This is a genomic window from Streptomyces sp. NPDC005281 (assembly GCF_040607495.1).
Classification (GTDB): Bacteria; Actinomycetota; Actinomycetes; order Streptomycetales; family Streptomycetaceae; genus Streptomyces.
This window is the reverse complement of record NZ_JBEXGX010000004.1, coordinates 68,882-95,169: the sequence shown is the minus strand read 5'-3', so window position 1 is coordinate 95,169 and position 26,288 is coordinate 68,882. Positions and strand designations below refer to the sequence as shown.

General features: G+C 72.3%; 25 protein-coding genes. 14 read left to right on the top strand and 11 right to left on the bottom strand.

Annotation, left to right across the window (positions count from 1 at the left end):
* Positions 1 to 58: 58 nt before the first annotated feature.
* Positions 59 to 1,354, bottom strand: a complete 1,296-nt coding sequence (locus ABZV42_RS07550) for a streptophobe family protein (protein ID WP_355980063.1) — start codon at positions 1,352 to 1,354, stop codon at positions 59 to 61.
* Between the two features lie 163 nt (positions 1,355 to 1,517).
* Between ABZV42_RS07550 and ABZV42_RS07545 the strand changes: the two genes are divergently transcribed.
* Together ABZV42_RS07545 and ABZV42_RS07540 are read left to right on the top strand one after the other, a co-directional pair.
* Positions 1,518 to 2,789, top strand: a complete 1,272-nt coding sequence (locus ABZV42_RS07545; protein WP_356051173.1) for a DUF6777 domain-containing protein — start codon at positions 1,518 to 1,520, stop codon at positions 2,787 to 2,789.
* A gap of 121 nt (positions 2,790 to 2,910) precedes the next feature.
* The gene (locus ABZV42_RS07540; protein ID WP_355980057.1) at positions 2,911 to 3,384 is read left to right on the top strand and encodes a helix-turn-helix transcriptional regulator; all 474 of its coding nucleotides are present in this window, start codon (positions 2,911 to 2,913) and stop codon (positions 3,382 to 3,384) included.
* A 154-nt stretch (positions 3,385 to 3,538) separates the two neighbouring features.
* Here ABZV42_RS07540 and ABZV42_RS07535 read toward each other — a convergent pair whose 3' ends face one another.
* The 3 genes from ABZV42_RS07535 to ABZV42_RS07525 form a co-directional block, all read right to left on the bottom strand.
* Positions 3,539 to 4,141, bottom strand: a complete 603-nt coding sequence (locus ABZV42_RS07535) for an ATP-dependent Clp protease proteolytic subunit (RefSeq protein ID WP_355980054.1) — start codon at positions 4,139 to 4,141, stop codon at positions 3,539 to 3,541.
* A gap of 1 nt (position 4,142) precedes the next feature.
* Positions 4,143 to 4,796 carry an ATP-dependent Clp protease proteolytic subunit gene (locus ABZV42_RS07530; RefSeq protein ID WP_355980051.1) on the bottom strand — a complete coding sequence of 218 codons (654 nt, stop codon included), beginning with the start codon at positions 4,794 to 4,796 and terminating at the stop codon, positions 4,143 to 4,145.
* A gap of 183 nt (positions 4,797 to 4,979) precedes the next feature.
* Positions 4,980 to 6,176 (bottom strand): epoxide hydrolase, encoded by a 1,197-nt coding sequence (locus tag ABZV42_RS07525; protein ID WP_355980048.1) that lies wholly within the window; start codon positions 6,174 to 6,176, stop codon positions 4,980 to 4,982.
* 142 nt (positions 6,177 to 6,318) lie between these two features.
* Here ABZV42_RS07525 and ABZV42_RS07520 point away from each other — a divergent pair, with 142 nt between their 5' ends.
* On the top strand, positions 6,319 to 6,801 hold the full coding sequence (locus ABZV42_RS07520) for a VOC family protein (RefSeq protein ID WP_355980046.1): 483 nt from the start codon (positions 6,319 to 6,321) through the stop codon (positions 6,799 to 6,801).
* 107 nt (positions 6,802 to 6,908) lie between these two features.
* Here the strand turns inward: ABZV42_RS07520 and ABZV42_RS07515 are convergent, their stop codons facing one another.
* A complete protein-coding gene (locus tag ABZV42_RS07515; RefSeq protein ID WP_355980043.1) occupies positions 6,909 to 8,132 on the bottom strand; it encodes a GAF domain-containing SpoIIE family protein phosphatase in 1,224 nt (407 codons plus the stop codon).
* Between the two features lie 220 nt (positions 8,133 to 8,352).
* Here ABZV42_RS07515 and ABZV42_RS07510 point away from each other — a divergent pair, with 220 nt between their 5' ends.
* Positions 8,353 to 9,150, top strand: a complete 798-nt coding sequence (locus ABZV42_RS07510; protein ID WP_355980041.1) for a VOC family protein — start codon at positions 8,353 to 8,355, stop codon at positions 9,148 to 9,150.
* A gap of 140 nt (positions 9,151 to 9,290) precedes the next feature.
* On the top strand, positions 9,291 to 9,995 hold the full coding sequence (locus ABZV42_RS07505) for a ribonuclease H (protein WP_355980038.1): 705 nt from the start codon (positions 9,291 to 9,293) through the stop codon (positions 9,993 to 9,995).
* Between the two features lie 61 nt (positions 9,996 to 10,056).
* On the opposite strand, the gene ABZV42_RS07500 is transcribed toward ABZV42_RS07505, so the two are convergent.
* Positions 10,057 to 10,881, bottom strand: coding sequence for a tyrosinase family protein (locus tag ABZV42_RS07500; RefSeq protein ID WP_355980036.1), 825 nt, complete (start codon positions 10,879 to 10,881; stop codon positions 10,057 to 10,059).
* A 33-nt stretch (positions 10,882 to 10,914) separates the two neighbouring features.
* A complete protein-coding gene (locus ABZV42_RS07495; protein ID WP_355980033.1) occupies positions 10,915 to 11,319 on the bottom strand; it encodes a tyrosinase cofactor in 405 nt (134 codons plus the stop codon).
* A gap of 337 nt (positions 11,320 to 11,656) precedes the next feature.
* Here ABZV42_RS07495 and ABZV42_RS07490 point away from each other — a divergent pair, with 337 nt between their 5' ends.
* From ABZV42_RS07490 to ABZV42_RS07480, 3 genes are all read left to right on the top strand, one after another.
* Positions 11,657 to 12,859 carry an FAD-dependent monooxygenase gene (locus ABZV42_RS07490; protein ID WP_355980031.1) on the top strand — a complete coding sequence of 401 codons (1,203 nt, stop codon included), beginning with the start codon at positions 11,657 to 11,659 and terminating at the stop codon, positions 12,857 to 12,859.
* Between the two features lie 301 nt (positions 12,860 to 13,160).
* Entirely contained in the window at positions 13,161 to 14,606 is a 1,446-nt protein-coding gene (locus tag ABZV42_RS07485) for an MFS transporter (protein ID WP_355980028.1), read from the top strand.
* Between the two features lie 236 nt (positions 14,607 to 14,842).
* A complete protein-coding gene (locus ABZV42_RS07480; RefSeq protein WP_355980418.1) occupies positions 14,843 to 15,355 on the top strand; it encodes a TetR family transcriptional regulator in 513 nt (170 codons plus the stop codon).
* 33 nt (positions 15,356 to 15,388) lie between these two features.
* Here ABZV42_RS07480 and ABZV42_RS07475 read toward each other — a convergent pair whose 3' ends face one another.
* Both ABZV42_RS07475 and ABZV42_RS07470 read right to left on the bottom strand, forming a co-directional pair.
* Positions 15,389 to 16,015, bottom strand: a complete 627-nt coding sequence (locus ABZV42_RS07475) for an alpha-ketoglutarate-dependent dioxygenase AlkB (RefSeq protein ID WP_355980026.1) — start codon at positions 16,013 to 16,015, stop codon at positions 15,389 to 15,391.
* Positions 16,016 to 16,073: 58 nt separating this feature from the next.
* Positions 16,074 to 16,781, bottom strand: coding sequence for an SDR family NAD(P)-dependent oxidoreductase (locus ABZV42_RS07470; protein WP_355980023.1), 708 nt, complete (start codon positions 16,779 to 16,781; stop codon positions 16,074 to 16,076).
* A gap of 102 nt (positions 16,782 to 16,883) precedes the next feature.
* On the opposite strand from ABZV42_RS07470, the gene ABZV42_RS07465 reads away from it, so the two are divergent.
* From ABZV42_RS07465 to ABZV42_RS07450, 4 genes are all read left to right on the top strand, one after another.
* Entirely contained in the window at positions 16,884 to 17,723 is an 840-nt protein-coding gene (locus ABZV42_RS07465) for a helix-turn-helix transcriptional regulator (protein ID WP_355980021.1), read from the top strand.
* 729 nt (positions 17,724 to 18,452) lie between these two features.
* The gene (locus tag ABZV42_RS07460) at positions 18,453 to 19,523 is read left to right on the top strand and encodes a tetratricopeptide repeat protein (protein WP_355980019.1); all 1,071 of its coding nucleotides are present in this window, start codon (positions 18,453 to 18,455) and stop codon (positions 19,521 to 19,523) included.
* Between the two features lie 263 nt (positions 19,524 to 19,786).
* Positions 19,787 to 20,782, top strand: coding sequence for a polyprenyl synthetase family protein (locus ABZV42_RS07455; RefSeq protein ID WP_355980415.1), 996 nt, complete (start codon positions 19,787 to 19,789; stop codon positions 20,780 to 20,782).
* Positions 20,783 to 21,087: 305 nt separating this feature from the next.
* A complete protein-coding gene (locus ABZV42_RS07450) occupies positions 21,088 to 22,875 on the top strand; it encodes a M4 family metallopeptidase (RefSeq protein ID WP_355980016.1) in 1,788 nt (595 codons plus the stop codon).
* 69 nt (positions 22,876 to 22,944) lie between these two features.
* Here the strand turns inward: ABZV42_RS07450 and ABZV42_RS07445 are convergent, their stop codons facing one another.
* Together ABZV42_RS07445 and ABZV42_RS07440 are read right to left on the bottom strand one after the other, a co-directional pair.
* Complete coding sequence (locus ABZV42_RS07445; RefSeq protein WP_356051171.1) at positions 22,945 to 23,622, bottom strand: AIM24 family protein; 678 nt, start codon at positions 23,620 to 23,622, stop codon at positions 22,945 to 22,947.
* A gap of 125 nt (positions 23,623 to 23,747) precedes the next feature.
* Positions 23,748 to 24,311 (bottom strand): NAD(P)H-dependent oxidoreductase, encoded by a 564-nt coding sequence (locus tag ABZV42_RS07440; protein ID WP_355980011.1) that lies wholly within the window; start codon positions 24,309 to 24,311, stop codon positions 23,748 to 23,750.
* 125 nt (positions 24,312 to 24,436) lie between these two features.
* Here ABZV42_RS07440 and ABZV42_RS07435 point away from each other — a divergent pair, with 125 nt between their 5' ends.
* Both ABZV42_RS07435 and ABZV42_RS07430 read left to right on the top strand, forming a co-directional pair.
* Complete coding sequence (locus ABZV42_RS07435) at positions 24,437 to 25,099, top strand: TetR/AcrR family transcriptional regulator (RefSeq protein ID WP_355980008.1); 663 nt, start codon at positions 24,437 to 24,439, stop codon at positions 25,097 to 25,099.
* Positions 25,100 to 25,132: 33 nt separating this feature from the next.
* Positions 25,133 to 26,260, top strand: coding sequence for a sulfite oxidase (locus ABZV42_RS07430; RefSeq protein WP_355980005.1), 1,128 nt, complete (start codon positions 25,133 to 25,135; stop codon positions 26,258 to 26,260).
* Positions 26,261 to 26,288 lie beyond the last annotated feature (28 nt).

The window sequence follows — 26,288 nt, the reverse complement described above, 5'->3', positions numbered from 1 at the left end:
CCGCGAGCGGTCAGCCGTGAGCGGTCAGGGGTCAGAGTTCGGCGTGAGCGGTCGGCCGTCAGTCGGCGGTCCCGACCTCGCCGCCGCGCCGGACGCGTTTGGCCAGAAGGGCGCCCAGGAGACCGGTGACCAGCCCCCACAGCAAGGCGAGGCCGAGGGCGCCCCACACCTGCGGGTTCAGGAGGAGCTCCCCCTTCAGACCCCCGCCGATGTCGCCGAGACCGAGGATCGACAGGCCGTAGTGCGCCGAGATCCGGCCGAGCAGACAGATCATGAGCACCGTCAGCGCCAGCGCGACCGCCATGTGGACTGCGTGCTGCCAGGCCCGCGTGCGGGCCGGTGAGCGGGCCGCCATCAGGAACGCCGCCCCGAGCAGCAGTACGGCGTCGACGGCCACCAGCCACCAGACCCTGCCGTCGTAGTCGGCGAGGGAGCCGAGATTGAGCTGGGACACGTCCGGAGTGCGCAGCACCTCGTCGAGCACATGCGGCATCGGCAGCCCGAAGGGCCCGTCCACGCGCCCGTTCCAGGTGGCGCCCAGCCCGATGGTGAACGCGAGCCAGACGACGTTGGGAAGACCGAGCAGCATCACGGCGAAGGTCTCGGACGGATGCCCGCGGGTCACCGCCACCAGCAGTCCGACGACCACGCCGAGGCCCACACAGGTGAGGAGCAGGACCACCATGGCGTACGCGGCCGGCCGCACCGATTCCTGGAACCGCAGCAGCCGGGCGGGGAGCGGCGCGCCCCGCGAGACCAGCAGGGCGATCACGAGCACGCCCGCGAGCCACAGCACCCCGAAGAACAGGGTCGGTGCCACGGCGGCCTTGAATCCCACCTGGGGCGTTGCGCCGAACAGGTCTCCGATGGCGCCGATGGTGCCGTTCCCGAGGTCGACGGTGAAGTTCTGCCGGGCCGCGAGCGCGAGTCCGATCAGGACGAGCAGCCACAGGACGGCGAGCCGTCCGGCCCAGCCGGCCAGCTCCGTAGCCCCGGCGACGGCGCGATGCCGCAGCGGCCGCAGGAATCCCGCCCCCAGCACCAGCGCCCCGGTCAGGGTCACCGACAGCGGGACCACCGTGAGGCCCGCCTTCGTCTCGGCGATGGCTCCCGCGTCGCCGGTGAACTCGATGGTGCCGCCCACCGCCGTGACGAGGGTGGCGGCGACCACCCGTGGATAGGCGTTGTCCGGGAGGTCGGTGGCGCCGGACGCCCACAGGCCGAGAGCGGCGACCACCCCCATGAGGACCAGACCGGCCAGTACGGCCACGAGGGCCTGGAGCCAGCCGTGCCGGGCGGCAGGACGCGCACCGCTGCTGTCGGCCGGGTGGGCGGACGGTGTCTGGGGGCTCACGCTGCCACGCTAAGCAGCGCCGACACCGTCCGCCCCTCGGGAGATCCGACCGCGTCGGCTTGCGGGCAACGGCGGACCGAGGCACACAATGGGTTCGTCGTGGAAGAAAGCGGCACAAAAGCCACTCGGGAGTCGCTGTATCCCTCCGACGGGAGAAGAGTCCGTGAGCGTCGAACAGCCGTCTTCCGGCCGCCCCACCGGCCCGCCCTCGGGCCCGTTGTCGGGCCCGTCGCAGCCGAGTCCGACCCAGCCCGTCAATGTCCCGCCCGCCGGACCGCCCAATGGCGCGTCCGGAGCGGGGGACGGTCCCGGCGGACCGGGAGGGGGTGGCTCGGGGGGCGGTGGCTCGGGTCCCGGGGGGTCCGGCGGTGGTGCCGGTGGACCGGGTGGGCCGGGTGGGGGACCCCAGCGGCCCTGGTGGCGGTCGGCGCCGCGGGTCGCGCTGATCACCGGTGTCGTGGCGGCGGCGGTGATCCTGGGACTGGTCTTCACCGGCGGCGGCGGCTCCAAGAACGCCAGCAGTGAGGTCTTCGCCCAGTCCGCGGACAAGTCGGGGCCCGACCCGTTCACCGAGTCGACCGCCAACGACAGTTCCATCGAGTCGCAGACGCCCACGGCGGCCCCGTCGGCGCCCACCAGCAAGGGCGGCGCCTACAGCGGCAACGCGCCCGGTCTCTACGGCGGCACCCGCAACGTGTCGAGCTGCGACGTCGAGAAGCAGATCAGCGCACTGAACGCGGACCCCGCGAAGAACAAGGCCTTCGCCTCCGTCGAGAGAATCCAGCCGAACGCGGTCCCCGCCTATCTGCGCTCCCTGACCCCCGTGCAGCTGCGCCTGGACACCCGTGTGACCAACCACGGCTACCGCAACGGCGCTCCCACCAGCTACCAGGCGGTCCTCCAGGCCGGCACCGCCGTCCTCGTGGACTCCCGCGGTGTGCCCAGGGTGCGCTGTGCCTGTGGCAACCCGTTGCTCGAACCGGTGCCGCAGAAGGGCACCGTCAAGACGACGGGCGACCCCTGGCCGTCGTACCGTGCGCAGAACAACGTGGCCGTCGTGCCGTCGACGACGGTCATCAACGTGTTCGTCCTCTACGACCCCGCTTCCAACGAGTGGATCGCGCGGCACCGGGGTGACGATGTGAAGAAGGACAAGAAGACGCACCCCCCGGTGAGCCCCTCGCCGTCGGCCAGCGACTCGCGCTCCGCGTCCCCGTCGACCTCGACCTCGACCTCGACCTCGCCGTCGTCCGAGAGTTCGTCCCCGTCGTCGTCCTCCTCCGAACCGTCCTCCGCCGCGCCGCCGTCCTCGGTGGAGCCGCCGTCCAGCGAGCCTCCGGCGTCCAAGTCGCAGGCGCCCCCGGCGTCCGGTCCGCCCTCCTCCGAGGGCGTCGCCCCGGCTTCCCCGGTGTCCCCGGTGTCCCCGGCCCAGTGAGGAAACGTCACCGCGCCGGATGAGGGTCCGGCGCGGGCGGCGGCTCTCCGCGTCCGGCCGCTTCACCGAGAGCGGAACGCCGGTCCCTTCCGGTACGGCCCCACGCTCCTAGGCTGAAGGGGTGAGCGACCACGTGACGAACGAAGCCCGCGTCATTCCCCTGCGCCCGTCGGCGAAGCCTCCGCGCACGCCGGCGGCGGACGATGCCCAGGACCGGGCGCCGCGCCCGCCCGTCCTCGCTCCGCACCGGGGAGCGGCGCCCCCCGCTCCCACGGGCCGGGAGCCCCTGTTGCGCGATCTGGTCGGTGACGTCCTGCGGAGTGAGCGGCTGGCCCAGGAACGTACGCTCAAGGACGTGGCCGAGGCGGCCCGGATCTCCATGCCCTACCTCTCCGAGGTGGAGCGCGGCCGGAAGGAGGCCTCGTCCGAGGTCCTCGCGGCAGCCGCGCGCGCCCTCGGTCTGGGTCTGGGCGAACTGCTGTCGCTGGCCCAGCGGGAACTGATCCGGCACACCCGGGCCGAGTCCCTCCGGAGCCGCTCCGCGTCGGTCCCCTCCTCGGCCACACGGTTCGACGGCATGTGCCTCGCCGCCTGACACCGGCCTGCACACCGGCCCGCCAGCCCGATACCGACGGTCCTGCCCGGCACCGGCCCGCCCGCCCACCTGACACCGGCCCGCCCACGCGGCGCCGGCCGCCTCGGGGCGGGCCGTCCGTCTGATGTCGGCCCCGCCTCCCGGCGGGCCGGCGTCAGACCACGGCGAGCCGGCGGCTCAGGATCTCGTCCGCCAGCCCGTACTCCACCGCCTCCCGCGCGGTGAAGATCTTGTCGCGGTCCATGTCCGCGCGCAGCGTGGCGACGTCGTGGTGGGTGTGCCGCGACAGGACCTCCTCGACCTGCGAGCGGATCCGCAGCATCTCCTTGGCCTGGAGGCTGAGGTCCGACACCGTGCCCTGACGGCCGCCGCTGGCCGGCTGGCCGAGCAGCACGCGCGCGTGCTCCAGCGCGAACCGCCGCCCGGGATCGCCCCCGGCCAGCAGCACCGCGGCGGTCGAGGCGGCCTGCCCGACGCAGAACGTGGAGATCGGCGCCTGCACGAAGGTCATCGTGTCGTAGATGGCCATCAGCGAAGTGAACGATCCCCCGGGCGAGTTGATGTAGATCGCGATCTCGCTCTCCGGACTCGACGACTCCAGATGGAGGAGCTGCGCGATCACGACGTTGGCGACGCCGTCGTCGATCTCCGTGCCGAGGAAGATGATCCGCTCGGAGAGCAGCCGGCTGAAGACGTCGTACGACCGCTCGCCCTGCGGGGTCCGCTCGACGACGTTCGGGATCGTGTACGTACCCATGTCAGAGTCCCGTCCGTCGCCGTGACGCGGCCGGGCGGACATCGTCGAGCGACTCCACGACCCGGTCCACCATGCCGTACTCCTTGGCCTGTTCGGCCGTGAACCAGCGGTCGCGGTCGCCGTCCCTGGAGATCGCCTCCTCGCTCTGGCCGGTGTGTTCCGCGGTGATCCGTTCGATGGCCCGCTTGGTGAACTCGTGGTTCTGCGCCTGGATCTCGATGTCGGCGGTGGTCCCGCCGATGCCCGCGGACGGCTGGTGCATCATGATCCGCGCGTTCGGCAGGGCGAAGCGCTTTCCGCGCGTGCCCACGCTGAGCAGGAACTGGCCCATGCTCGCGGCGAATCCCATCGCGAGGGTGGAGACGTCGTTGGGGATCAGCCGCATGGTGTCGTAGATGGCGAGGCCCGCGGTCACCGATCCGCCCGGACTGTTGATGTACAGGCTGATGTCCGTGCGCGCGTCCTCGGCGGACAGCAGGAGCAGTTGGGCGCACACCCGGTTCGCGGAGACCTCGTCGACCTGGGTTCCGAGGAAGACGATCCGCTGGGCGAGCAACTGCGCTGCCAGATGGTCGTCGTAGCGGGTCGCGGGGGTGTCGCCCTCCTCGGCCCGTGGTGAGCGGGCCGGATACCGGCCGGTGATGAGGGGAGTCATGGTTCCTCCTGGTCGTGACGCGGCGGGCGTCGCCGCTGACTCCACTCTCGGTCCGGCGGCGGCGCCGGACGGGATTTCTCGGCCCGTGGCAGATTCGCCGTCGGCAGAGCCGCGAAGCCCGCGCCGCGCCCCGGCGCCCCACGGTGACGGCGGGGCGGACCGGCGGAGGGCCGGTGCCCTTCCTCAGACGGTCGCGCGGAGCTGACGGAAGAACGCCCGGATGTCCCCGACCAGCGGAGCCGGCTGTTCCAGCGCGGCGAAGTGACCGCCCCGGTCGAACTCGGTCCAGCGGACGATGGTGTCGGCGCGTTCCGCGAGATGGCGCAGCGCGACGAAGTTCTCCGCGGGGAAGACGGCGAGCGCGGTCGGGGCGGCCGACGGCTCGGGCGGCGCGCCCCAATAGGCGGCGTGGGCACGCTCGTAGTAGATCCGCGCGGACGAACCGGCCGTGCCGGTCAGCCAGTACAGCATCACGTTGGTCAGCAGCAGATCCCGGTCGACGGCGTCCTCGGGACGGTCTCGCGCATCCGTCCACTGGCGGAACTTCTCCGCGATCCAGGCGAGTTGGCCGACCGGCGAGTCCGTGAGGGCGTACGCGAGCGTCTGCGGCCGGGTGGACTGGAGTGCCGCGTATCCCGCTTCCTCGCGGTTCCATTCCTGGCCCCTTCGCCAGGAGTCGAGGGTGCGCTCGCGCTCGGAGGGGCTCAGCGCGGCCAGTTCCTCGGCGGTCGGCTCGGTGACGGCGGACGAACCCGGCAGCAGGTTGAGGTGGACGCCGGTCACCCGGTCGGGGTGCGCCCGCCCGAGCTCGCGCGAGATCGCCCCGCCCCAGTCCCCGCCCTGCGCGCCGTACCGCTCGTACCCGAGGCGCTCCATCAGCTCGGCGAAGGCGGCGGCCACCCGGGTGAACTCCCAGCCGGTGTCACGTGTCGGTCCCGAGAGCCCGAAGCCCGGGATGCTCGGAACGACCAGGTGAAAGGCGTCGGCCGGATCCCCGCCGTGCGCGCGCGGATCGGTCAACGGCCCGACCACATCGGTGAATTCGACGATGGACCCGGGCCAGCCGTGCGTCATGATCAGTGGGGTCGCCCCGGGTTCCGGTGAGCGGATGTGGGCGAAGTGCAGCCGCGCTCCGTCGATCTCGGTGACGAACTGCGGCCAGGCGTTCAGCCGTTCCTCGGCCGCGCGCCAGTCGTAGGTGTGCCGCCAGTGGCGTACGAGATCCCGGAGGTAGTCCTTCGGGACGCCGTAGGCCCAGCCCACACCGGGCAGTTCGTCGGGCCAGCGGGTGGCGTCGAGGCGGTGGTGCAGGTCGTCCAGGTCGCTCTGCGGGAAGTCGACACGGAACGGATGGATGCTGGGGGAGCCGGTGGAGATCATCCGGCGGATGCTATCCCCGCTCGCGGGGCGTCCGGCAGCGGTTTTCCCGGTGGGAGGCCGGCCGTCCGCGCGCGGCCGATGAGTTTTCGGACGAGGATCGGTCGACAGAGGTGACGACGTTTTTTTGCCCGAGGAGGTAATCATGCCCGCCGACGGTTTCACCACATGTCTGTGGTTCGACGGCCAGGCCGAGGAGGCCGCCCACTACTACGTCTCCGTCTTCAAGCATTCCCGGCTCGGCCGGGTGGGCCGCTACACCGAGGCGGGGCCGGGGACCGCCGGTTCCGTGGTGGCCGTCGAGTTCGTGGCCAACGGCCAGAAGTTCGTGGCGGTCAACGGAGGCCCGCAGTTCACGTTCGACGAGGCGATCTCGTTCCAGGTCCACTGCTACGGCCAGGAGGAGGTGGACCACTACTGGAACAAGTTCCTCGAGGACGGCGGCGAGCCGGGTCCCTGCGGCTGGCTGAAGGACAAGTACGGACTGTCCTGGCAGATCGTCCCCGACGGGCTCATCGACCTGCTCGGCGATCCCGACCCGGAGAAGGCCGGCCGCACGGCCCAGGCGATGTACGGGATGACGAAGCTGGACATGGCGGCTCTGGAGAGGGCGTACGCGGGAAAGTAGCCCGTCGGCGCCCCGCGTCCGGGGTGGCCGCGCGCTTCGGCCCGCCCCCTTCGGCCCGCGCGCATGAGGCCGCGCCCTTCGGCCCGCGCGCTTCGGGCCCGGGTGTCTCAGGCCGGCTGGTCGCGCCGCCGGATCCGGGCCGCCAGCACCGCGACGTCGTCCTCCGCGTGGTGGGCGTCGAGCTTGGCGAGCACCTCGTCGAGCAGGTCGTCGACCCCGGCGCCCGGCGGGATCCGCAGGGCGGCCAGCCGTGCGAGCGACTCGTCGATGTCCTCGTCGCGGCGTTCGACGAGGCCGTCGGTGAACATCACCAGGGTGTCGTCGGGGGAGAGCCTGCGGACCACCTGCTGGTAGCCGCCGATACCTGTGCCGAGCGGCGGCCCCACCGGCAGCGGCAGCAGTTCGCCGGTGCCGTCACCGGCGAACACCACCGGGGGCAGATGCCCGGCACCGGCGATCACCGCGGTGCCGCGCGCCGGGTCGACGCGCACGAGCAGACAGGTGGCCGGGCGCCGGGTGCCGTCCTCGGCGACCGCCGTGTCCAGACGGCGCAACACCCGGTGGGGCGGAAGGTCCGTGGAGGCGACGTAGCGCAGCATCGAGCGGTACGCGTTCATGTCGACCGCGGCGTCCAGGCCGTGGCCCATCACGTCGCCGACGACCAGCAGCGTCCGCCCGAAGTGCAGCCGTACGGTCTCGAACCAGTCCCCGCCCACCAGGGAACTGCCGCCCGCGGGCAGATAGCGGGTGGCGAGGTCGAGGTTCGGATGCGGCCGGCCCGGGGCGGCGAGCAGCGCCCGCTGGAGGTCCAGGACCGTGCCGCGGAGGGACTCGTGCCGTCGGGAGTGCCCGAGATGCACGGCGGCGAGGCGCGCCGCGTGGTGCGCGACCGCCAGGTCGGTGCCGGTGAACGGCGCTCCCTGCCGCACGGCGAGCAGGACCCCGTACCGGCGTCCGTGCGCGAGCAGCGGTACGGCCATGACCTGCCGGGGTGTCCGGGCGGACAGGTCGATCGAGGCGGCGATCGGACGGCCCTCGTCGAGCGCCCGGACGGACAGGGGGCGCGGGCCGTCCGGCGGGGTGAGCAGCCGGGTACGGCCTGCCGCGGCCGCGCGGGCGAACTCGGGGCGCGGGGAGCGGCGGCCCGCCGCGACGTCCGTGGGCAGCAGGTCCACGGCGGCGGTGTCGCAGAGGCGGCGGCAGACGAACGCCACGAGCTCTTCGCAGGTCATCCGCTCGTCGAGGGTCGTGCCGATCGACTCGACGGCGTCCTCCAGGGCGTCCGACGGCGCCCCCGCACCCACCGTCTCGTCACCGCCGCGGGCCGCCATCACACCTCCACCGCATCACACCCCTGACTCCATCCACGCACGGGGGTGGCCGCCCCGCATGCTCAGCCTCGCGGCGGTCGGACGTTCACCGGCACCGCCGCCCCGTCGGGGCGCCCCGCCTCCGGATGCCGCGCCGGGCCGGTGCTTCGGCGCGCGGCCCGCGCGAAGGCTGGCTAGCGTGAGCAGCGCAACCGTTCACCGAACAGGAGAAGGTCTGGTCATGGCCGTACAGCCTGAAGGAACGCCCTGCTGGGCGGACGCGATGTTCAGCGATGTCGAAGGGGCCAAGAGTTTCTACGGGGATGTCCTCGGCTGGACGTTCGGCGAGGCCTCCTCGGAGTACGGGAACTACACGCAGGCCTTCTCCGGCGGCAAGGCGGTGGCCGCCGTCGTGCCGCCGATGCCGGGACAGGAGGGCCAGTCCGCCTGGTGTCTGTACTTCGCCTCGCCCGACGCGTCCGCGACCGCCGCGAAGATCAAGAGCCAGGGCGGCGAGGTGCTGATGGAGCCGATGAAGGTCGGGGACTTCGGCACGATGGCGCTCGCCCGGGACCCCGGCGGGGCGGTCTTCGGCGTCTGGCAGGCGGGCGTCCACGAGGGCTTCGAGTCGATCGGTGAGCCCGGCGCGTACGCCTGGGCGGAGGTCTTCACCCGCGAGCCGGACAAGTCCGACGCGTTCTTCCCGGCCGTCTTCCCCTTCACGGCCCAGCAGGTGCAGGACGACGCCGTCGACTTCCGCATCTTCAACATCGGCGGGAACCCGGTTCTCGGCCGGATGAGGATGACGGACGAGTTCCCTCCCGAGGTGCCGTCGTACGTCAACGTCTACTTCGGTGTCGAGAACTGCGACGAGGCGGTGGCCAGGGCGACGGCGCTGGGCGCGGTCCTGCGCTTCGGGCCGATGGACAGCCCGTTCGGCCGGTTCGCCGCGCTGAGCGACCCGCAGGGCGCGTCGTTCTCCGTCATCGACATGAAGACGACCCAGGGCGAGATGCCGGGGCTGGCGGACGTGTCCTGACGCTCGTCCGACGCCGCCCACCCCGCCGCTGACCGGCAGGGTGGGCGGCGGCCCCGGGCGCCGCGCGGAGGCCCCACCCGGCCCTGATCGGGCCGAGGGGCCCGTCGCCCCCGTGCGCGGCGCCCTCGCCGGGGCGTGGCATGATCGGGGTCATGCCTGAACGCGTTGTTGCCGCCTGTGACGGGGCTTCGAAGGGAAACCCGGGACCCGCCGGATGGGCCTGGGTCGTCGCCGACGGGGACGAGGCCCCCACCCGCTGGGAGGCCGGCCCCCTGGGCACGGCGACGAACAACGTCGCCGAACTGACAGCGCTGGAACGCCTGTTGACGGCTGTCGCCGCCGATGTCCCGCTGGAGATCCGGATGGACTCCCAGTACGCGATGAAGGCCGTCACCACCTGGCTGCCCGGCTGGAAGCGCAAGGGCTGGAAGACGGCAGCGGGCAAGCCCGTCGCCAACCAGGAACTCGTCGCCCGGATCGACGAACTCCTCACCGGCCGCACGGTCGAGTTCCGCTACGTCCCCGCCCACCAGGTCGACGGCGACCGGCTGAACGACTTCGCCGACCGCGCCGCGAGCCAGGCCGCGGTGGCGCAGCAGCCCGCCGGCAGCGACCTCGGGTCCCCGCAGCCTCCCGCCTCCCCCGACACCCCGGTGTCCTCGGGTGCCGCCCGCCGCCCCGCGACCAGGACGTCCCGCCCGGGCGCGTCGAGCCGCACCATCAAGGCCAAGTTCAACGGCCGTTGTGTGTGCGGGCGTTCCTATGCCGCGGGCGAGCCCATCGCCAAGAACGCCCAGGGCTGGGGCCACCCGGAGTGCCGGACCGAGGCACAGGGCGGATCCTGACTCCCGCCGGGCCCGGCGGCCACGGGCGCGGCCGGGACCGGACGGCGCCGGGGTGGGGGACTCAGACGGTGTCGAACGTGTAGAACGCGGTGTGGTCGAGCAGATCGGCCGGCCGGGTGTCGTTCCACGGCTTCATCGTCTCGCCGAGGTCGACGACGTCCGGGGTGTCCGCGAGCGGCACATAGCCGGACCCGGGGTGACGCCGCTGCCACTGGGCCCACAGCCGGTCTATGAAGGCGTGGTGGAGCCAGAACACCGGATCGTTGGGGGAGACGCCGGTGGCCATCTGGCCGCCCACCCAGACGTGCACCCGGTTGTGCAGGTTGACGCCCCGCCAGCCTTCGAGGTGATTGCGGAAGCCGTCCGAGCCGCTGTTCCAGGGCGCCATGTCGTACGTCGCCATGGCGAGCACGGACTCCACCTCGGCGCGGGTCGGCAGCTCCCTGACCCCGCTGCCCAGCGACCTGCGCAGGTAAGTGCGGCTGTCGACGCGGACGTTGACCGGCCAGTTGCCCGAGGAGGCGGCGAACGGCCCGTCCATCACCCGGCCGTCCAGACTGCGCCCGGTGCCGCCGAGGAAATCGGGCCCCCACAGGGACGCCCGCGCGGTGCGGTCGGTGCTCCAGTCCCAGTAGGGCAGCGCCACCGAGGGGTCGACGGCCTGGAGGGCACGCTCGAACTCGAGAAGGAATCTGCGGTGCCAGGGCAGGAACGACGGTGAACGGTGGCCCGTCCGCTCGCCGTTGTCGGTGTCGCCGAGGATGAACGCGTTGTGCGTGGTGACGAAGGCGTCGTACTTGCCGCTGCGCTTGAGCTGCAACAGCGCGTCGACGAATCGCCGCTTCTCGTCGGCGGTCAGGCTCGCCTGGTTCTTGCGTACGGTCATGTGCGGGACTCCACGATCTGCTTGCTGGGTGGTTCAGTTGGCGGCGAGAGGCACGAGCGGCGCCCCCTGGAGTTCCACGACGGCGTCGCGGGCCGCGTCGCGCGGGGTGGGCACCGGGGCGTAGTGGCTGACGACGCTGATCCAGCTGCCGTCGGCGTTGCTCATCACGTGCAGCTCGGCCCCGTCGATGAACACGGCGAATCCGCCCCCGTGATGGTGGCCGCCCCCGGTGACCTGGCGGCCTTCGATGCGACGCCCCTCGAAGACCTCGTCGAAGGGTTCCGGGCCGCCGTGGTGGTGCCCGGCCATGGACCGCCCCGAGGCGGCCGGCCCGTCGGGGGCCGCGGACGCGGCGGACGCGGCGAGGGTCGCGGCACCTGCGCCCGCGGCGAGTGCGGCCGCGGCGCCGAGAGCGCGGCGACGAGTGAGCTCCGGCATGCGGAGACCTCCTGTGATCAGCTGTGTTGATGACCTGATATGCCTATCGGGTCGTCAAACAGCGGGAGAAATCGCTGGATGTCGGTTGGCTGTGATCAGGACAATCGCGTATATGTCGTGCAGAGTTGAACAAAGATGATCTTGTTGTGGAAGGTGCTCGCGGCATACTCGCGGACGGAAATCCTCCGGCCGGGCGGCCTCGCGTCGATGATCTTGCGGTCGCCGCCGCCGGTTCGTGGCGCGGCTCACGCCCGCGATCTGGCGTGAACGCGGGCATGGCACCCCCTGCTACTCTTCGTGGTCAATTGACCGCATTGCGCAACACAGGGGAGTGCGCGTGAAGATCGCGTGCGTCGGTGGCGGACCCGCAAGCCTGTACTTCTCGATCCTGATGAAGCTCCAGGACCCGTCCCACGACATCACCGTCCATGAGAGGAACCCGGCCGGATCGACGTACGGCTGGGGCGTGACCTACTGGGCGGGTCTGCTCGACAAACTGCGCGAGGGCGACCCGGCGTCCGCCCTCGCCGTCAGCGAGAACTCCGTGAGCTGGAGCGACGGCGTCGCCCATGTCGGCACCCGCACGACCGTCGCCCCCGGGGACGACGGATTCGGCATCGGCCGCCGCAGGATGCTCGACCTGCTCGCCGGACGGGCGCGGGCCCTCGGGGTCCGCGTCGAGTACGAGAGCGAGATCACGGCCGACCGGCTGCCCGACGCCGACCTCGTCGTCGCCGGGGACGGGGTCAACAGCGTCCTGCGCGAGCGCCACGCCGACCACTTCGGGAGCGAGATCAGCCACGGGCGCAACCACTACATCTGGCTCGGCACGACCAAGGTCTTCGACTCGTTCACCTTCTCCTTCGTGGAGACGGACCACGGCTGGATCTGGTGCTACGCCTACCGGTTCGGCGACGACCGGAGCACTTTGGTGATCGAGTGCTCCCCGCGGACCTGGACCGGCCTCGGGCTCGACACCGCCGCGGAGGGCGACGGTCTCGCCCTGCTGGAGAAGCTCTTCGCCGACCTGCTGAGCGGTCACGGGCTCATCGGCCGGGCACAGCCCGACGGCGCCGCCCAGTGGCTCACCTTCCGCACCCTGACCAACCGGACGTGGCACCGGGGCAACCTCGTCCTGCTCGGCGACGCCGCCCACACCACGCACTACTCGATCGGCGCCGGCACCACCCTCGCCCTGGAGGACGCCATCTCCCTCGCGCGAGCCCTGCGCGAGGACGCGGACCTCGAAACCGCCCTCAGCCGCTACGGGCGGGAGCGCAGGGCCGAGCTCCTGCCGGTGCAGAGCGCGGCCCGCCACAGCGCCCAGTGGTACGAGAACCTGCCCCGCTACATCGGGCTGCCGCCGGCGCAGATGTTCGCCCTGCTCGGGCAGCGCCACTCGCCCCTGCTGCCGTACGTCCCGCCGCAGCTGTACTACCGGATCGACCGCGCCGCCGGGCGGCTGGAGGCGCTGCGCCGCCTCAAGCGCTGGCTCGGCCCCAAGGTCGCCCGCGGCGTACAGGCTCGCGCCCACCGGTAGCGGTACCGGCCGCCGCGCGAGAAGCGGATCGCGCCGGCCGGTGCGTGAGTTGTGGGTCGTGTAGGCCGCTGTGCGAGAAGTGGGCCGTGTCAGCCGGTGCGTGGGCTGCGGGCGGTGTCGGCCGGTGTGCCGGGAGCGGGCCGTGCGTCGGCCGGTGCGCGCGAAAAGGGGCGTGTCGGGCGGTGTGAGAAGTGCTCGTGCCGGGCGGTGCGAGAAGTGGACCCCTCTTCGGGTGAATGGCAATTCACCGCTAAGGTGAATTGTCATTCACCCATTTTTCACGTCTACTTCTGGAGTGCCGATGGCGGCCCTGCGCGAGCGGCTCGCGATCCCTGTCCTGGCGTTCGGCGGGATCCTCATGGCCGTCATGCAGACGGTGGTCGTCCCGTTGCTGCCCGATCTGCCCCGCCTGACCGGCGCCTCGCCGGGCACGGTCTCCTGGATGGTGACGGCGACCCTCCTCGCCGGTGCGGTGCTGACCCCGGTCCTCGGCCGCGCGGGAGACATGTACGGCAAGCGGCGCGTGCTGCTCATGGCCCTCGGGATGATGACGGTCGGCTCGCTGATGTGCGCGCTCACCTCCGACATCGGCATCCTCATCGTGGCGAGGGCGCTCCAGGGCGCGGCCGCCGCCGTGGTCCCGCTGTCGATCAGCATCCTGCGCGACGAGCTCCCGCCGGAGCGCACGGGTTCCGCCGTCGCGCTGATGAGCTCCACGGTGGGCATCGGCGCCGCCCTCGGCCTTCCGCTCGCCGCTCTCGTGGTGCAGTACGCCAACTGGCACGTCATGTTCTGGGCGACGACCGCGCTCGGGGTCATCGGGACGGCACTGGCCTGGTGGGCGGTGCGCGAATCGCCCGTACGGGAGCCGGGCCGCTTCGACACGCTGGGCGCGCTGGGCCTGGCCGCCGGACTGGTGTGTCTGCTGCTCGCCGTGTCCGAGGGCGGCACCTGGGGCTGGGCCAGTCCCAGGATCCTCGGCCTGTTCGCCGCCTGCGCCGCGATCCTCACGCTGTGGTGGCGCCAGCAGCTGAGCGCCGAGCGGCCCCTCGTCGACCTGAGGCTCGCCGCCCGTCCGCGCGTCGCCCTGCCGCACATCGCCGCGCTGCTGACCGGGTTCTCGTTCTACGGCAACTCGCTGGTCACCGCGCAGTTGGTGCAGGCGCCCACGGCCACCGGCTACGGGCTCGGCCTGTCCATCGTGGCGACCGGTCTGTGTCTGCTGCCCGGCGGGGTCACCATGCTGCTGCTCTCGCCGGTCTCGGCGCGCATATCGGCGGCCCGTGGTGCCCGGGTGACGCTGGCCCTCGGTACGGCGATCATCGCCTCCGGGTACGTCCTGCGGATCGCCGACAGCCGCGACCTGTGGGCGATCATCCTCGGCGCCACGGTCTGCTCGATCGGCACGACCTTCGCGTACTCCGCCCTGCCCACCCTGATCCTGCGCGCCGTTCCCGCGGGGCAGACCGCCTCGGCCAACGGCGTCAACGTCCTGATGCGCACCATCGGGCAGGCCGTGTGCAGTGCCGCCGTGGCCGCCGTGCTCGTGCACCACACGAGCCTCGTCGCGGGCGCCCCGGTACCCACCCTGCACGGATATCTGCTGGCCTTCGTCATGGCGGGTACCGTCGCATTGGTGGCCTGTGCCGCCGCACTGTCGATACCCACCGACCCCGCCTTCCGCGAGACCCCGCGAACCGGCCGCCCCACCGGCGCACCCCGCGACGAGGCCCTCGAAGGAGCTTGAGCACCGTGACCACCCCGCACTCCGGTCTTACGGCGTCCTCGGCCGTCCCGGTGCCCGGTGAGCAGCCGCCCGCCGCCGCTCCACCGCACGGGGATCCGCAGGCCGCGTCCGCCCCGCACAGGGCTTCCGAGACAGCGTCCGCCCCGCACCGGGATTCCGGGACAGCGTCCGCCCCGCACCGGCCGGCGGAAGCGGCGCCCGCCCCCCGTCGCGACGCCGAGGCGAGCAAGGCGGAGATCCTGCGCGCGGCCCGTTATCTGCTGGCCCGGCACGCGCACGCGGACATCACCCTCAAGGCGGTCGCCGACCGGGCCGGGGTGAGCGCGCCGCTGATCCTGAAGTACTTCGGCAACAAGGACGCGCTGTTCGCCCGCGTCATGTCCTTCGAGTCCGACGCCGACGCGCTGCTGGACGCCCCGCTGGAGGAGCTCGGCCGGCACATGGTCCGCCATCTCCTCGAAGGCCAGACCCGGCGCGGCGCCGACCCGGTCCTGCGGATCGTCTTCGCGCCGCTCCAGGGGGAGCAGGGCGAGATACTGCGGGCCAACTTCCGCGCCCAGGTCAGCGACCGGCTCGCCGGGCGGCTGAGCGGCCGTGACGCGGGGCTGCGCGCCGAGCTCGCCGTGAGCACGCTCCTCGGCCTCGGCGTGATGTACGGGATCGCGCGGGGCTCGCACCTGCGCGCCACCTCGGTCGACGACATCGTCGACCGGTACGCGCCCGCGGTGCAGGCCCAGCTCGCGCCCTGAACCCGCCGGGCCCGGCGGGAGCGGCCCTGCCGGTCAGTTCACCCCGGCCGGGCGGAACTGGACGCTGATCCGGGGCCCGGCTGCCCGCGCCGTCTTGGGGATCGCGTGCTCCCAGGTGCGCTGGCAGGAGCCGCCCATGACGATGAGGTCGCCGTGGCCCAGCGGACGCCTGACCGTGTCCCCGCCGCCCCGCGGCCGCAGCAGGAGATCACGCGGAGCGCCCACCGAGACGATGGCGACCATCGTGTCCTCGCGGGCGCCCCGGCCGATCCTGTCCCCGTGCCAGGCCACGCTGTCACGGCCGTCCCGGTAGTAGCAGAGCCCGGCCGTGGTGAACCCCTCGCCCAGCTCCTCGGCGTAGTGCGCGGACAGCGCGTCCCGGGCCTCGTCCAGGACCGGGTGCGGCAACGGATCGTCCGCGCGGAAGTACGCGAGCAGTCGGGGTACGTCCACCACGTGCTCGTACATCTGGCGCCGTTCGGCCCGCCACGGGACCTCGGCGGCGAGGCGGGTGAAGAGCTCGTCGGCCCCGCTCAGCCAGCCCGGCAGCAGGTCGATCCAGGCTCCGTCGCCCAGCGTCGTGCGCCGGAGCCCGCCGAGGGGGCCGAGACGGAGCTCGTCGGTCTGGTCGAAGAGTGAGCCCTGGAGGTGCGTGGCCATGAGGCCAGCGTACCCTCGTAATCGAAAATGTGTTCCCTTTGGTGGATGGGTGCCGTGGTCACCAGGGGACGGGGCCCGCCGCGTCGAAGAAGCCGCCGGTGGGTCCGTCCGGGCCGATCGACGCCATGCGAACGATGACCCCGGCGCCCTCCTCCACGGTCTGCGTCCCGGTGTTGCCGTTCAGATCGGTGGCGGTGAAACCCGGCTCGACGGCGTTGACCCGGATCCCGGGAAACGCCTTCGCGTACTGCACGGTGATCGTGTTGACGGCGGTCTTGGACGCCGGATAGGCGACGCCGGGATAGAGGTGGGCGGGGCTCGCGTGGTCGGTGATCCGGGTCAGCGAGGCCAGGCCGCTGCTGAGGTTCACCACGACCGGGGAGGCCGACCGCTGGAGCAGGGGCAGGAAGGCGTGCAGGACCCGCACGACACCGAAGACGTTCGTCTCGAACAGCTCGCGCATGGTTGCGGCGGTCGACTCCGCCGCGCCGATCACGCTGTTCCCCTCGCCGCGTCCCTCGATCCCGGCGTTGTTGACCAGGACGTCCAGCCCGCCCCCGGCCTCGACGGCCTTGGCCGCCGCGGCCACGGACGCGTCGTCGGTGACGTCGATGACGAGGGCGCGGGCCCCGAGTTCCGCGGCCGCGCGCCGGCCGCGCTCCGGGTCGCGGCTGCCCACGTAGACGGTGTGGCCCGCCGCGACGAGCCGGCGGGCGGTCTCGAAGCCGAGGCCCTTGTTCGCTCCGGTGATGAGTGTTGTGGTCATGCGCCCAGGGTCCGGCGGTCCGCCGCCCGCAGCCAGGAGTCCGGTCTTCCTGGGACTGCCGGTACCAGGCGGGTCCGACCGCGGGGGTGCACAGTGGGTGGCATGGTGAACACGGAGTTCGGGCGGACGGTGCGACGCTGGCGTGACCGGGTCACGCCGGAGGCCGTCGGGCTGCCCGGCGGGGGCAACCGGCGCGCGGCCGGACTGCGCCGCGAGGAGCTGGCCCTGCTCGCCGGTATCTCGGTCGACTACGTCACCCGCCTCGAACAGGGCCGGGCGGCCCATCCCTCGGAGCAGGTCGTCGAGGCCCTGGGCCGGGCCCTGCGGCTGTCGGGAGCCGAACGTGGACACCTCTTCCAGGTGGCCGGACTGGTGCCGCCGGGCCGGGGGATGGTCCCGGCCCACATCACGCCGGGTGTCCACCGGCTGCTCGACCGGCTGAACGAGACGCCGGTGGCGGTGTACGACGCGGCCTGGACCCTGCTGCTGGCCAACCCGCTGTACGCGGCCCTGCTGGGCGATCCCTCGGGGTGGCGCGGCAACGAACGCAACGGTGTCTGGCGCAACTTCGTCGGCCCCGGCAGCCGCGTGCGGCACACCCCCCGGGAGCGGCGCGCCTTCGAGGCGACGCTCGCCGCCGACCTGCGCTCGACCGCGAGCAGATACCCGACGGACCGGCGCCTCGGACAGCTCATCGACGAACTGTGCGCGAACAGCGTGCGGTTCGCGGAGCTGTGGGAGTCGGGAGCCGTCGCCCGCCACGAGGCGTCACGCAAGATCATCGACCATCCCCAGATCGGTGCCGTGGCACTGGACTGCGATGTGCTCAGTGTCGCGGGCGGAGACCTGCGGATCATGGTCTACACGGCCGAGCCCGGCACGGAGGACGCCGAACGCGTCGCCCTCCTGGGCGTTCTCGGGACACAGGCCCTCGTGGAGTGACCTCGCGGTGACGTCCGGCTGCAACACCCTTTGTCCGGCCGGTACTTCGTCCGTCACGTGTGCCGCGTTGCCCGCGGTCACCGGGTTCGTGTCGCGGTGGTACGGGAGTTGGGCGCGGGCCGTGGACGGGGCCCGGACGGATTCCCGAGCCGAGCCGCCTTCGTAGGTACCTGACGCGTCCCGGCGCCGAGTCGGTTCGTAGGCACCGGCCGAGTCCCTGTGCCGAGCCGGCCCGTGGGCACTCGCCGAGTCCTTGCGCCGAGTCGGCTTCGTAGGCGCCCGTGTCCCGGAAGCCGACCCCGCCGTGCCGGGCGGAAGGTTCCACCGTCGTGGCGACGACATGGCCGTACGCCTGCCTCCCGTGCCTCGCGGCGGGCGCCGACGGTGCGTCGGGGCCGTGGGCAACGCCGGCCCGCTTTCCGCGGGGAAGGTTCCGGTTCGGCCAACCTGTGTCCCGTTCGGGCCGTCGCACAACGTCTTCGGGGCGGGCAGGCAACCTCCCGGACGTGATCGTCGTCTTGATCGGCAACGGGCGCGTGGCACGCGGTCCTCCACGAAGCATCCCTTCACGGATGGAGACCGGGCGCACTATACCCCTTGCGTATACATGCCGTGTATACGCTGAGTGTATAGCTGATCGCCTCACGTCACCGCCCTCAAGGAGTCGACTACAGCATCACCACCGGCCGTTCCGTATGCGGACGAACGGTGGCGGACGGAAAGGCACTCATGTACGGCAAAGCCTTCGCCCCGGAGTACCAGGGCGCTCTGACCACCCTGTCGGTGAACTCCTCGCTGACCGACGTCCTCGCGGCGGGCACCGAGCAGCTGCGTGCCGCCGAACGCTCCGGAGCCCGCGCCGAGGCCGCCCGCTCGGGCCTCGCGGTTGCCGAGGCGCACCGCCGGCTCGGACAGGTGGCGGACGCCGACCGGGCGTGGAAGGCGAGTTACCGCATCGCCCGGGAGGCGGGGGACGGCGCCGCGATGGCGTGGGCGCTGTGGAGCGGCGGCACCCTGGCCCGCCAGCGCGGAGCGTTCCCGCTGGCGTGGCGGCTGCTGCGGCTGGCCGCCGAACTGGGCGGACAGGCGGGGGACGTCGTGGTGCGCGGCTACTCGCTGGCCGGCATGGCGGAGACCGGCCGCATCCAGGGCGACTACGCCGCAGTGACGACCCTGCACGAGGAGTTGCTGGCCGAGGCCCGCAAGCGTGGCGAGGCCCGGCACACCGTATGGGCTCTGGAGGGCATAGCCCAGATTCACCGCAACAACGGGGCGTACGAGCGTGCTTACGCGATGTTCGAGGAGGCGGCGGAGATAGCGGCCCGTGCCGAGGACCGGCGCGGCCACGCCTGGGCGCTGCGGGGCCTCGCGGACATCGTCTCCGTGCGCGACGGGGACGCGGACCGCGCGCTGGAGCTGCTGAGCGAGGCCGAGGTCTCCTGCCGCGCGATGAAACTGTCCGGCGCGCTCGCCTACAACCACAAGATGCGCGGCAACGTCCTCTACCGCGTGGGGCGTTATGAGCAGGCCCGCGAGGTGTACGCGGGTGCCCTCGCCGAGTTCGAGGCGATGAGCGAGCCGCGCGGCACGGCCCTGTCCCGCCTCGGGCTGGTCAAGTCCCTGGCCCGCCTCGGACGCGACGGCACCGAAACCGCCGCCGATCTGGACGAGTTGACCACCGCGCTGGAGTCCATCGGGCTGCGGCACGCCCGCCGGATGGTCGAACGAGCTCGTACGGAACTGGGGTTGACGGCCGTAGCCGAGAAAGCCGACGAGACCGACGAGACGGAGGCCGCGTGACGACCTCGACGGCCCTGGACGGTTCGGCGGTCCCGGCGGCGACCTCGCCGCCGGCGCCCCCGAAGCGTCGGGCGGCCACGACGAGTCCGGCGGCCGCGACGAGTCCGGCGGCTACGGCGAGTCCGGTGGCTACGGCGAAACCGGCGACCGCGAGGGTTTCCGCGGCCGCCACGGCTCTCACCGCCGTCACGGCCGGCGCCGCCCCGAAGGCTCCCGGGCCTTCTCCGGCCCCGGCGCCCGAGCCGCCGTCCGCCGCTCAAGTCCTGCGCCGCTGCCGTGAACTGGCCGCCCCCGCCTTGTCGGAGGCGATCGGCACACTGCACCCCTGGGTGGCCGAGATGGCCGGGTACGCGCTCGGCCACTGCGAGGTCGGCGGCGCCCCCGCCGACCACGGCCAGGGCAAAGGGGTGCGACAGGCGCTGGCCGTCCTCGGGGCGGAGATCGTCTCGGGCCCGGCCGAGGCGGGCGTGCCGGGCGCCGTGGCGGTGGAGCTCGTACATGTCTTCTCGCTGCTCCACGACGACATCATGGACGGTGACGCACTGCGCCGCGGACGCCCGGCCCTGTGGAAGGCGTACGGCACCGGTCCCGCCGTCCTCGCGGGCGACGCGCTGTTCGCGCTGGCCGTCGAGACCGTGGCCGCCACCCCTCAAGCCGGTTCCGCCGTAAGGCAGTTGACCTCGGCGCTCGGTGACCTGGTCCGCGGCCAGGCCGACGACCTGCTGTTCGCCGACCGGCCCTGGACCGGGCCCGAGGCGGTCGGGGTGGCGGAGTACGAGGTGATGGCCGAGCGCAAGACCGGTGCCCTGCTCGGCTGCGCCCTGGCCCTGGGCGCCCGGCTGGCCGGAGCGCCTGACCGGGCCGTGACCGTGCTGGACCGCGCCGGACGCCATCTGGGAGTCGCCTTCCAGATCGCCGACGACGTGCTGGGCATCTGGGGCGATCCGGCGGTCACCGGGAAGCCGGTCCACAGCGACCTGCGGCAGGGCAAGAAGACCCTGCCGGTGCTCGCGGCGCTCGGCGGGGCCGGGTACGGCGAACTCGACGAACTCCTCGCGCTCTCCCACTCCTTGGACGCCGCCGGCGTCCGCCGTGCCACGGCTCTCGTCGAGCGGGCCGGGGGCCGGGCGGCGGCCGTGCGCGAGGCGCGCCGGCATCTGGCCGCGGCGGACACGCTTCTGGCGGGGGCGGCCCTCGCCCCCGGGCCCGCGGCGGAACTCCACACGGTGCTGTCCGCGCTCGCCGACCGCACCATCTGAGGCCTCCGTGTGCGGGGAGGTGCGACATCGGTCACATGCGCGCGTTGATCGGACTCGCCAGGCAACCGCCTCATTCCTCCTCACATCTGTCCGGTCGGTGCACTGTTGGCCACTCATCGATCACCGAGAAGCAAATATTTGTAAAGAAACGTCCTGAAGTGCAAGAAAAGGGATCTTTCTTCTTTACATGTACATGGGCAATCGGTGAGGGTGGCGTTTCGGGGCCCGACAGCTCCCGTGGCGTCCAACGGCGCCGCGCCGTAAGGCGGTTGGTGATCCCGGCCGTCCCTGTGCAAAGGATCTCAGTGCGTAGACCCCACATACGCCGCGTGGCGATCGCCGTCGCCGTGACCACGGCCGCCACGCTCCCCGGTCCCGCCTTCGCGTCCGCACCCGACGGGCCCGCCCGCGTGGCGGCCGCGGCCCCGTCGCCGGTGGCCGCTGCCAGGGCGGCGGCGTTCGCGCACGCCTCGGCCACCGGTGTCACCCCCGGGGACACCCTCCAGGCCAAGGACGTGATGACGGACCCGGACGGAAAGCGGCACGTCCGCTTCGTCCGCACCCACCAGGGCCTTCCGGTCCTCGGCGGCGACATGGTCGTCCACCTCGGCAGGCGGGGCGAGTACCTGGGGGTGACCCGGGCCGCCGACCACGTGGTGAAGCCGTCCACCGTAGAGGCGCAGCTGACGCCCGAGCAGGCGGAGCGGAAGGCCGAGGCCGTGGCGAAGGGTGACGCGGGCACCGCACAGCTCGTCGTGGACGCCCGCGACGGCGCCGCCGCCCTCGCCTACCAGGTGCTCGTCACGGACAGCGACACCACCGAGGCCGGCGGGTCGAGCACGGTCGTCGTGGACGCCCGTACCGGCCGGATCCGCAGCAACACCCCGAACTCGGACGAGTTCATATCGCCGTCCCTGGCGGCCACGCTGCGCGAGCGCGGCGAGAGTGCGACCCCGCAGACCGGTACGGCCGCGGCCGGCGCCGCCGGGCTGCCCGGCCTCACCGGCGCCGCCGCCGCGGGCCACTACCCGGCCACCGCCACCGGCAGCGGGTCCTCCCTCTTCGCCGGCAAGGTGGCGCTGACCACCACCCGGACCGCGCGGACCAGCTACCTGCTCAAGGACCCGACCCGGTGGAACACCGAGACCCGGGACGCCAAGGGCCAGGAGCTGGAGTCCTTCGCGCGGGGCAAGAAGTTCACCGACGGCGACAACAAGTGGGGGACCGGCACCACTTCGGCCCGGACCACCGCCGCGGTCGACGCCCAGTACGGCATCACCCAGACCCTGGACTTCTACAAGAAGACCTTCGGCCGCAAGGGCATCAAGAACAACAGCGCCGGTGCCCGCGGAATGGTCCACTTCGGCAGCAAGGTCGGCAACGCCTTCTGGGACTCGACCTGCGGCTGCATGCTGTACGGCGACGGTGACGGCGATCTGTTCAAGAAGCCGCTGGTCGTCCTGGACGTCACGGGCCACGAGCTGACCCATGGAGTCGTCGACGCGACCGCCGCCCTCGAACCCACCCGCGTGGACAACGACGGGAACCAGTACGGCGAGCCGGGCGCCCTCAACGAGTCGCTGGCCGACATCTTCGGCTCGAACGTCGAGTTCGCGGCGAACAACCCGAAGAACCCGCCGAACTACCTGGTGGGGGAGAAGCTCGGCCTCGCCCAGAAGTTCCTGCGCCGCCTCGACCACCCGTCCCTCGACGTGCTCGAGGAGACGATCGACTACTGGTCGCCAGCCGCCTACGACACCGAGGTGCACGCCGGCTCCGGCGTCTCCTCGCACGCGTTCTACCTGCTCGCCGAGGGCAGCGGCCGCAAGACGATCAACGGCGTGACGTACGACTCGCCGACCTACGACGGTTCCCGGGTGACCGGGATCGGCCGCACCAAGGCCACCGCCGTCTTCTACCGGGCGCTCACCCGGTACATGGTCTCCACGACCGACTTCCACGACGCCCGCAAGGCCACGCTGAAGGCCGCCACCGACATGTACGGCGCGAACAGCGCCGAGTACAAGGCCGTGGACGCGGCCTGGGCCGCCGTCAACGTCACGGTCGCCAACACCCCGGCCGCCGGCCGCTGACGGACGGATCCGGCGCGCGGACAAGAGGGGCCCCGCCGGTTCGGCGGGGCCCCTGCGGCGCTGTCCGGATCAGTGCTGCTGCGTCTTCTGCGGCGTCGCCTCACTGGGGCGCACGACGACACAGCCCTCGCCCTCCAGCTTCAGCTGTACCGCCTCGCCCGAACCCCCTCGGATCATCGAGCCGATCGACTGCGAGCGGTGCAGTGAGGTGCGCAGCTGCGCCGTCCAGCCGACGACCGCGTCCGTGTCGACGAACACCGGCTGTTGCTGGGAGACGGGGATGACGAGCGGGTTGCCCTCGCATATCAGCCCCAGGCTGCCCTGACCGGTGAAGACGCTGTTGAACAGACCGCCGCCGGTGATGCCCGCGCCCTTGACGGTCTTGATCTCGTACGACAGCGAGGCGTCGAAGCACAGGACGTTGCGGCCGTTGACCGTGAACATGTCGCCGGGTTCGATGCCCACGATGAAACAGTTCTGCGCCTCGTGCGCGAACCAGGCCTCGCCCTGCCCGCGGACGGTCATCAGCGGAAGTCCCTCACCGGTGACCGCCCGCTTGAGCATGCCTCCCACGCCCTGGCCCTTGCGCTCGAACTGAAGGCTGCCCCGGTAGGCGACCATCGCGCCCTGACGCGCGAACATCTCGCCCTGGACTGCGTACTTGATGGACTTGGCGTTCTGGACGGTCATGCCCGCCGCGACGGCCGGCTGCACCATGTGGTCACTGGAAAAGAGATCGCTCTTCATGGCGGCATCCTGTCGCGGAGGCCGGGGCTCCGCCAGGGTCGTGGCGATCTTGGGACGTACGGTGACCGACTCACGACATGCCGAAGGCCGGTCCGGGACAACCGGACCGGCCCACAAGGGAGTTGTCAGGCGGCGGCCGGGGCCTCGACGTGGCTGTGCAGTCGGTTCAGGACCTCGGAGAGCTGCGCCGCGACCTCGGCGTCGTCGACGGGGTGCGTCTCGGCGAAGCGGACCACGGAGCCGGGGACGGAGAGCTTGATGTCCTCCAGCACGGTGCCGCCGGCGATGCCCACGGCCTTGCGGGCCTCGTCCTGCGCCCAGACGCCGCCGAACTGGCCGTACGCGGTGCCGGCCACGACGACCGGCTTGCCGGTGAAGGCGCCCGCGCCGTAGGGACGCGACAGCCAGTCGATGGCGTTCTTGAGGACCGCGGGGATGGTGCCGTTGTACTCCGGCGAGAAGAGCAGGAAGGCGTCGGCCGAGCCGGCCGCGGCACGCAGCCGGGCGGCGGCTGCGGGCACGTCGCCCTCGACGTCGATGTCCTCGTTGTAGAAGGGGATCTCGGCCAGGCCCTCGAAGAGCTCGACCTCGGCACCCTCCGGGGCGAGCTTCACGGCCGCCTCGGCGAGCTGACGGTTGTGGGAACCGGCGCGCAGGCTGCCGACGAGCGCGAGGATGCGTACGGACATGGATATCTCCTGGGGGGTGAAAGCGCTGAAACACTGCCGCAATAAAACGGACCGAAGTCCGCTTAAGGTCTACCACCGAAGCGGACCGCAGTCCAGTTGGCCCCGGATGCCGTTACGCTGGCTTCATGTCCCAGCCACTTCCGCCGTTCCCGAAGCGATCGGAATCGCCCGACGAGCCCGTCCTCATGCAGCTCACCGCGCCCGAGACCGCCCCGCTGCGCGCCGACGCCGCCCGCAACCGCGCGCGTCTGCTGGAGGCCGCGGCGCGGCTGGTCGAGGAGCAGGGAGTGGCCAAGCTCACGATGGAAGGCGTCGCCTGCGCGGCGGCGGTGGGCAAGGGGACCGTCTTCCGGCGCTTCGGCGACCGCACCGGCCTGCTGATGGCTCTCCTCGACCACACCGAGCAGCGCTTCCAGAACGCCTTCATCAGCGGTCCGGCCCCGCTCGGCCCCGGCGCGCCGGCGGTGGACCGCCTGCACGCCTTCGGATGCCGGGCCCTGCGTCTGACCGCCGACCGGCTCGACCTGTACCTCGCCGCCGAGCCCGAGTCCACCCGCCGCTTCACCTCGGCGCCGTACCGGGTCCGCTTCATGCACGTGTGCATGCTGCTGAGGCAGGCCGGACCGGGACCGGACACGGACGTCGAGCTCGTCGCCCAGACCCTGATGGGGTACCTGGACCCGGCACTGATCGCCCATCTCACCCGCCAGCGCGGTATGCCGCCGGAGCGCCTGGAGGCGGGCTGGCGCGATCTGGTCGACCGGAGCACCGGCCCAAGCCAGCCCTAGCCACCGGGTCCCGCGCGGGCGGACACTGGAGTCATGGGGCAACGCCTCGAGGACATGAGCGCACCCGCCCGGCTGGCCGGCCCGGACGAGGGCATCAGCGCCCAGGAGCTGGCTCTCGCCGCCCGTAATCACGGACTGCCGCTCGAGGCTCTGCGCTACGAGGTCACACCGCCGGGGCTGCACTATGTGCTCACGCACTACGACATCCCGTACGCCGAGGAGTCCGACTGGCGGCTCGTTCTCGGTGGGCGGGTACGACGCCCGCTGCTCCTCGGCGTCGACGGGCTGAAGGCGTATCCCGCGGTCAGACAGCGGGTGACCATGGAGTGCGCGGGCAACGGGCGGGCCCTGCTGACACCCCGGCCGGTGAGCCAGCCGTGGCTGGTCGAGGCGGTCGGGACGGCCGAGTGGACGGGTGTGCCGCTGCGCGTGCTGCTCGCCGAGGCCGGTGCCGAACCGGACGCGGTGGACGTGGTGTTCACCGGAGCCGATCACGGCGTGGAACGCGGGGTCGAGCAGGACTATCAGCGGGCCCTTCCGCTGGACGTGGCGCGCGGCGAGGAGCCCGAGGTCCTGGTGGCCTACGCGATGAACGGAGCCCCGCTGCCACCGCAGCACGGGTATCCACTGCGGCTCGTGGTGCCCGGCTGGTACGGCATGGCCCAGGTGAAGTGGCTCCGGGAGATCACGGTGACGAGCGCCCCGTTCCGGGGATTCCAGCAGGCCGTGGCGTACCGGCTGCGGCAGGAGGCCGCCGGAGAGGGCGAGCCGGTCACCCGTATCGCCCCGCGTGCCCTGATGGTCCCGCCCGGCTTCCCCGACTTCATGTCGCGGGCGCGGGCCGTGACGCCGGGCGCCGTCACCCTGACGGGACGGGCCTGGTCGGGGTGTGCGCCCGTGACCGGGGTCGAGGTGAGCACGGACGAGGGGCACACCTGGCACCCGGCCCGGCTGGACCCGCCGGACGGCCACCGCTGGGCCTGGCGCGCGTGGCGCTTCACCTGGACGGCGACCCCCGGCCGGCATGTCCTCGGCGCGCGCGCCACCGACGCGGACGGGCACACCCAGCCGCTCGGCCAGCCGTGGAACCGCGGCGGCTTCGTCAACAACCTCGTCCAACGGGTTCCCGTGCTCTGTCTGGATCCCGACGGCGACAGGTGAGGCCGGCGACAGCCGGTGACACCCGCGT

What these genes read in the sequence shown, in the direction of transcription:
- ABZV42_RS07535 (WP_355980054.1), bottom strand. Translation starts at nt 4,141, where the DNA reads ATGGGTACGTACACGATCCCGAACGTCGTCGAGCGGACCCCGCAGGGC.
- ABZV42_RS07530 (WP_355980051.1), bottom strand. Translation starts at nt 4,796, where the DNA reads ATGACTCCCCTCATCACCGGCCGGTATCCGGCCCGCTCACCACGGGCC.
- ABZV42_RS07525 (WP_355980048.1), bottom strand. Translation starts at nt 6,176, where the DNA reads ATGATCTCCACCGGCTCCCCCAGCATCCATCCGTTCCGTGTCGACTTC.
- ABZV42_RS07520 (WP_355980046.1), top strand. Translation starts at nt 6,319, where the DNA reads ATGCCCGCCGACGGTTTCACCACATGTCTGTGGTTCGACGGCCAGGCC.
- ABZV42_RS07515 (WP_355980043.1), bottom strand. Translation starts at nt 8,132, where the DNA reads ATGGCGGCCCGCGGCGGTGACGAGACGGTGGGTGCGGGGGCGCCGTCG.
- ABZV42_RS07510 (WP_355980041.1), top strand. Translation starts at nt 8,353, where the DNA reads ATGGCCGTACAGCCTGAAGGAACGCCCTGCTGGGCGGACGCGATGTTC.
- ABZV42_RS07505 (WP_355980038.1), top strand. Translation starts at nt 9,291, where the DNA reads ATGATCGGGGTCATGCCTGAACGCGTTGTTGCCGCCTGTGACGGGGCT.
- ABZV42_RS07500 (WP_355980036.1), bottom strand. Translation starts at nt 10,881, where the DNA reads ATGACCGTACGCAAGAACCAGGCGAGCCTGACCGCCGACGAGAAGCGG.
- ABZV42_RS07495 (WP_355980033.1), bottom strand. Translation starts at nt 11,319, where the DNA reads ATGCCGGAGCTCACTCGTCGCCGCGCTCTCGGCGCCGCGGCCGCACTC.
- ABZV42_RS07485 (WP_355980028.1), top strand. Translation starts at nt 13,161, where the DNA reads ATGGCGGCCCTGCGCGAGCGGCTCGCGATCCCTGTCCTGGCGTTCGGC.
- ABZV42_RS07475 (WP_355980026.1), bottom strand. Translation starts at nt 16,015, where the DNA reads ATGGCCACGCACCTCCAGGGCTCACTCTTCGACCAGACCGACGAGCTC.
- ABZV42_RS07470 (WP_355980023.1), bottom strand. Translation starts at nt 16,781, where the DNA reads ATGACCACAACACTCATCACCGGAGCGAACAAGGGCCTCGGCTTCGAG.
- ABZV42_RS07465 (WP_355980021.1), top strand. Translation starts at nt 16,884, where the DNA reads ATGGTGAACACGGAGTTCGGGCGGACGGTGCGACGCTGGCGTGACCGG.
- ABZV42_RS07460 (WP_355980019.1), top strand. Translation starts at nt 18,453, where the DNA reads ATGTACGGCAAAGCCTTCGCCCCGGAGTACCAGGGCGCTCTGACCACC.
- ABZV42_RS07445 (WP_356051171.1), bottom strand. Translation starts at nt 23,622, where the DNA reads ATGAAGAGCGATCTCTTTTCCAGTGACCACATGGTGCAGCCGGCCGTC.
- ABZV42_RS07440 (WP_355980011.1), bottom strand. Translation starts at nt 24,311, where the DNA reads ATGTCCGTACGCATCCTCGCGCTCGTCGGCAGCCTGCGCGCCGGTTCC.
- ABZV42_RS07435 (WP_355980008.1), top strand. Translation starts at nt 24,437, where the DNA reads ATGTCCCAGCCACTTCCGCCGTTCCCGAAGCGATCGGAATCGCCCGAC.
- ABZV42_RS07430 (WP_355980005.1), top strand. Translation starts at nt 25,133, where the DNA reads ATGGGGCAACGCCTCGAGGACATGAGCGCACCCGCCCGGCTGGCCGGC.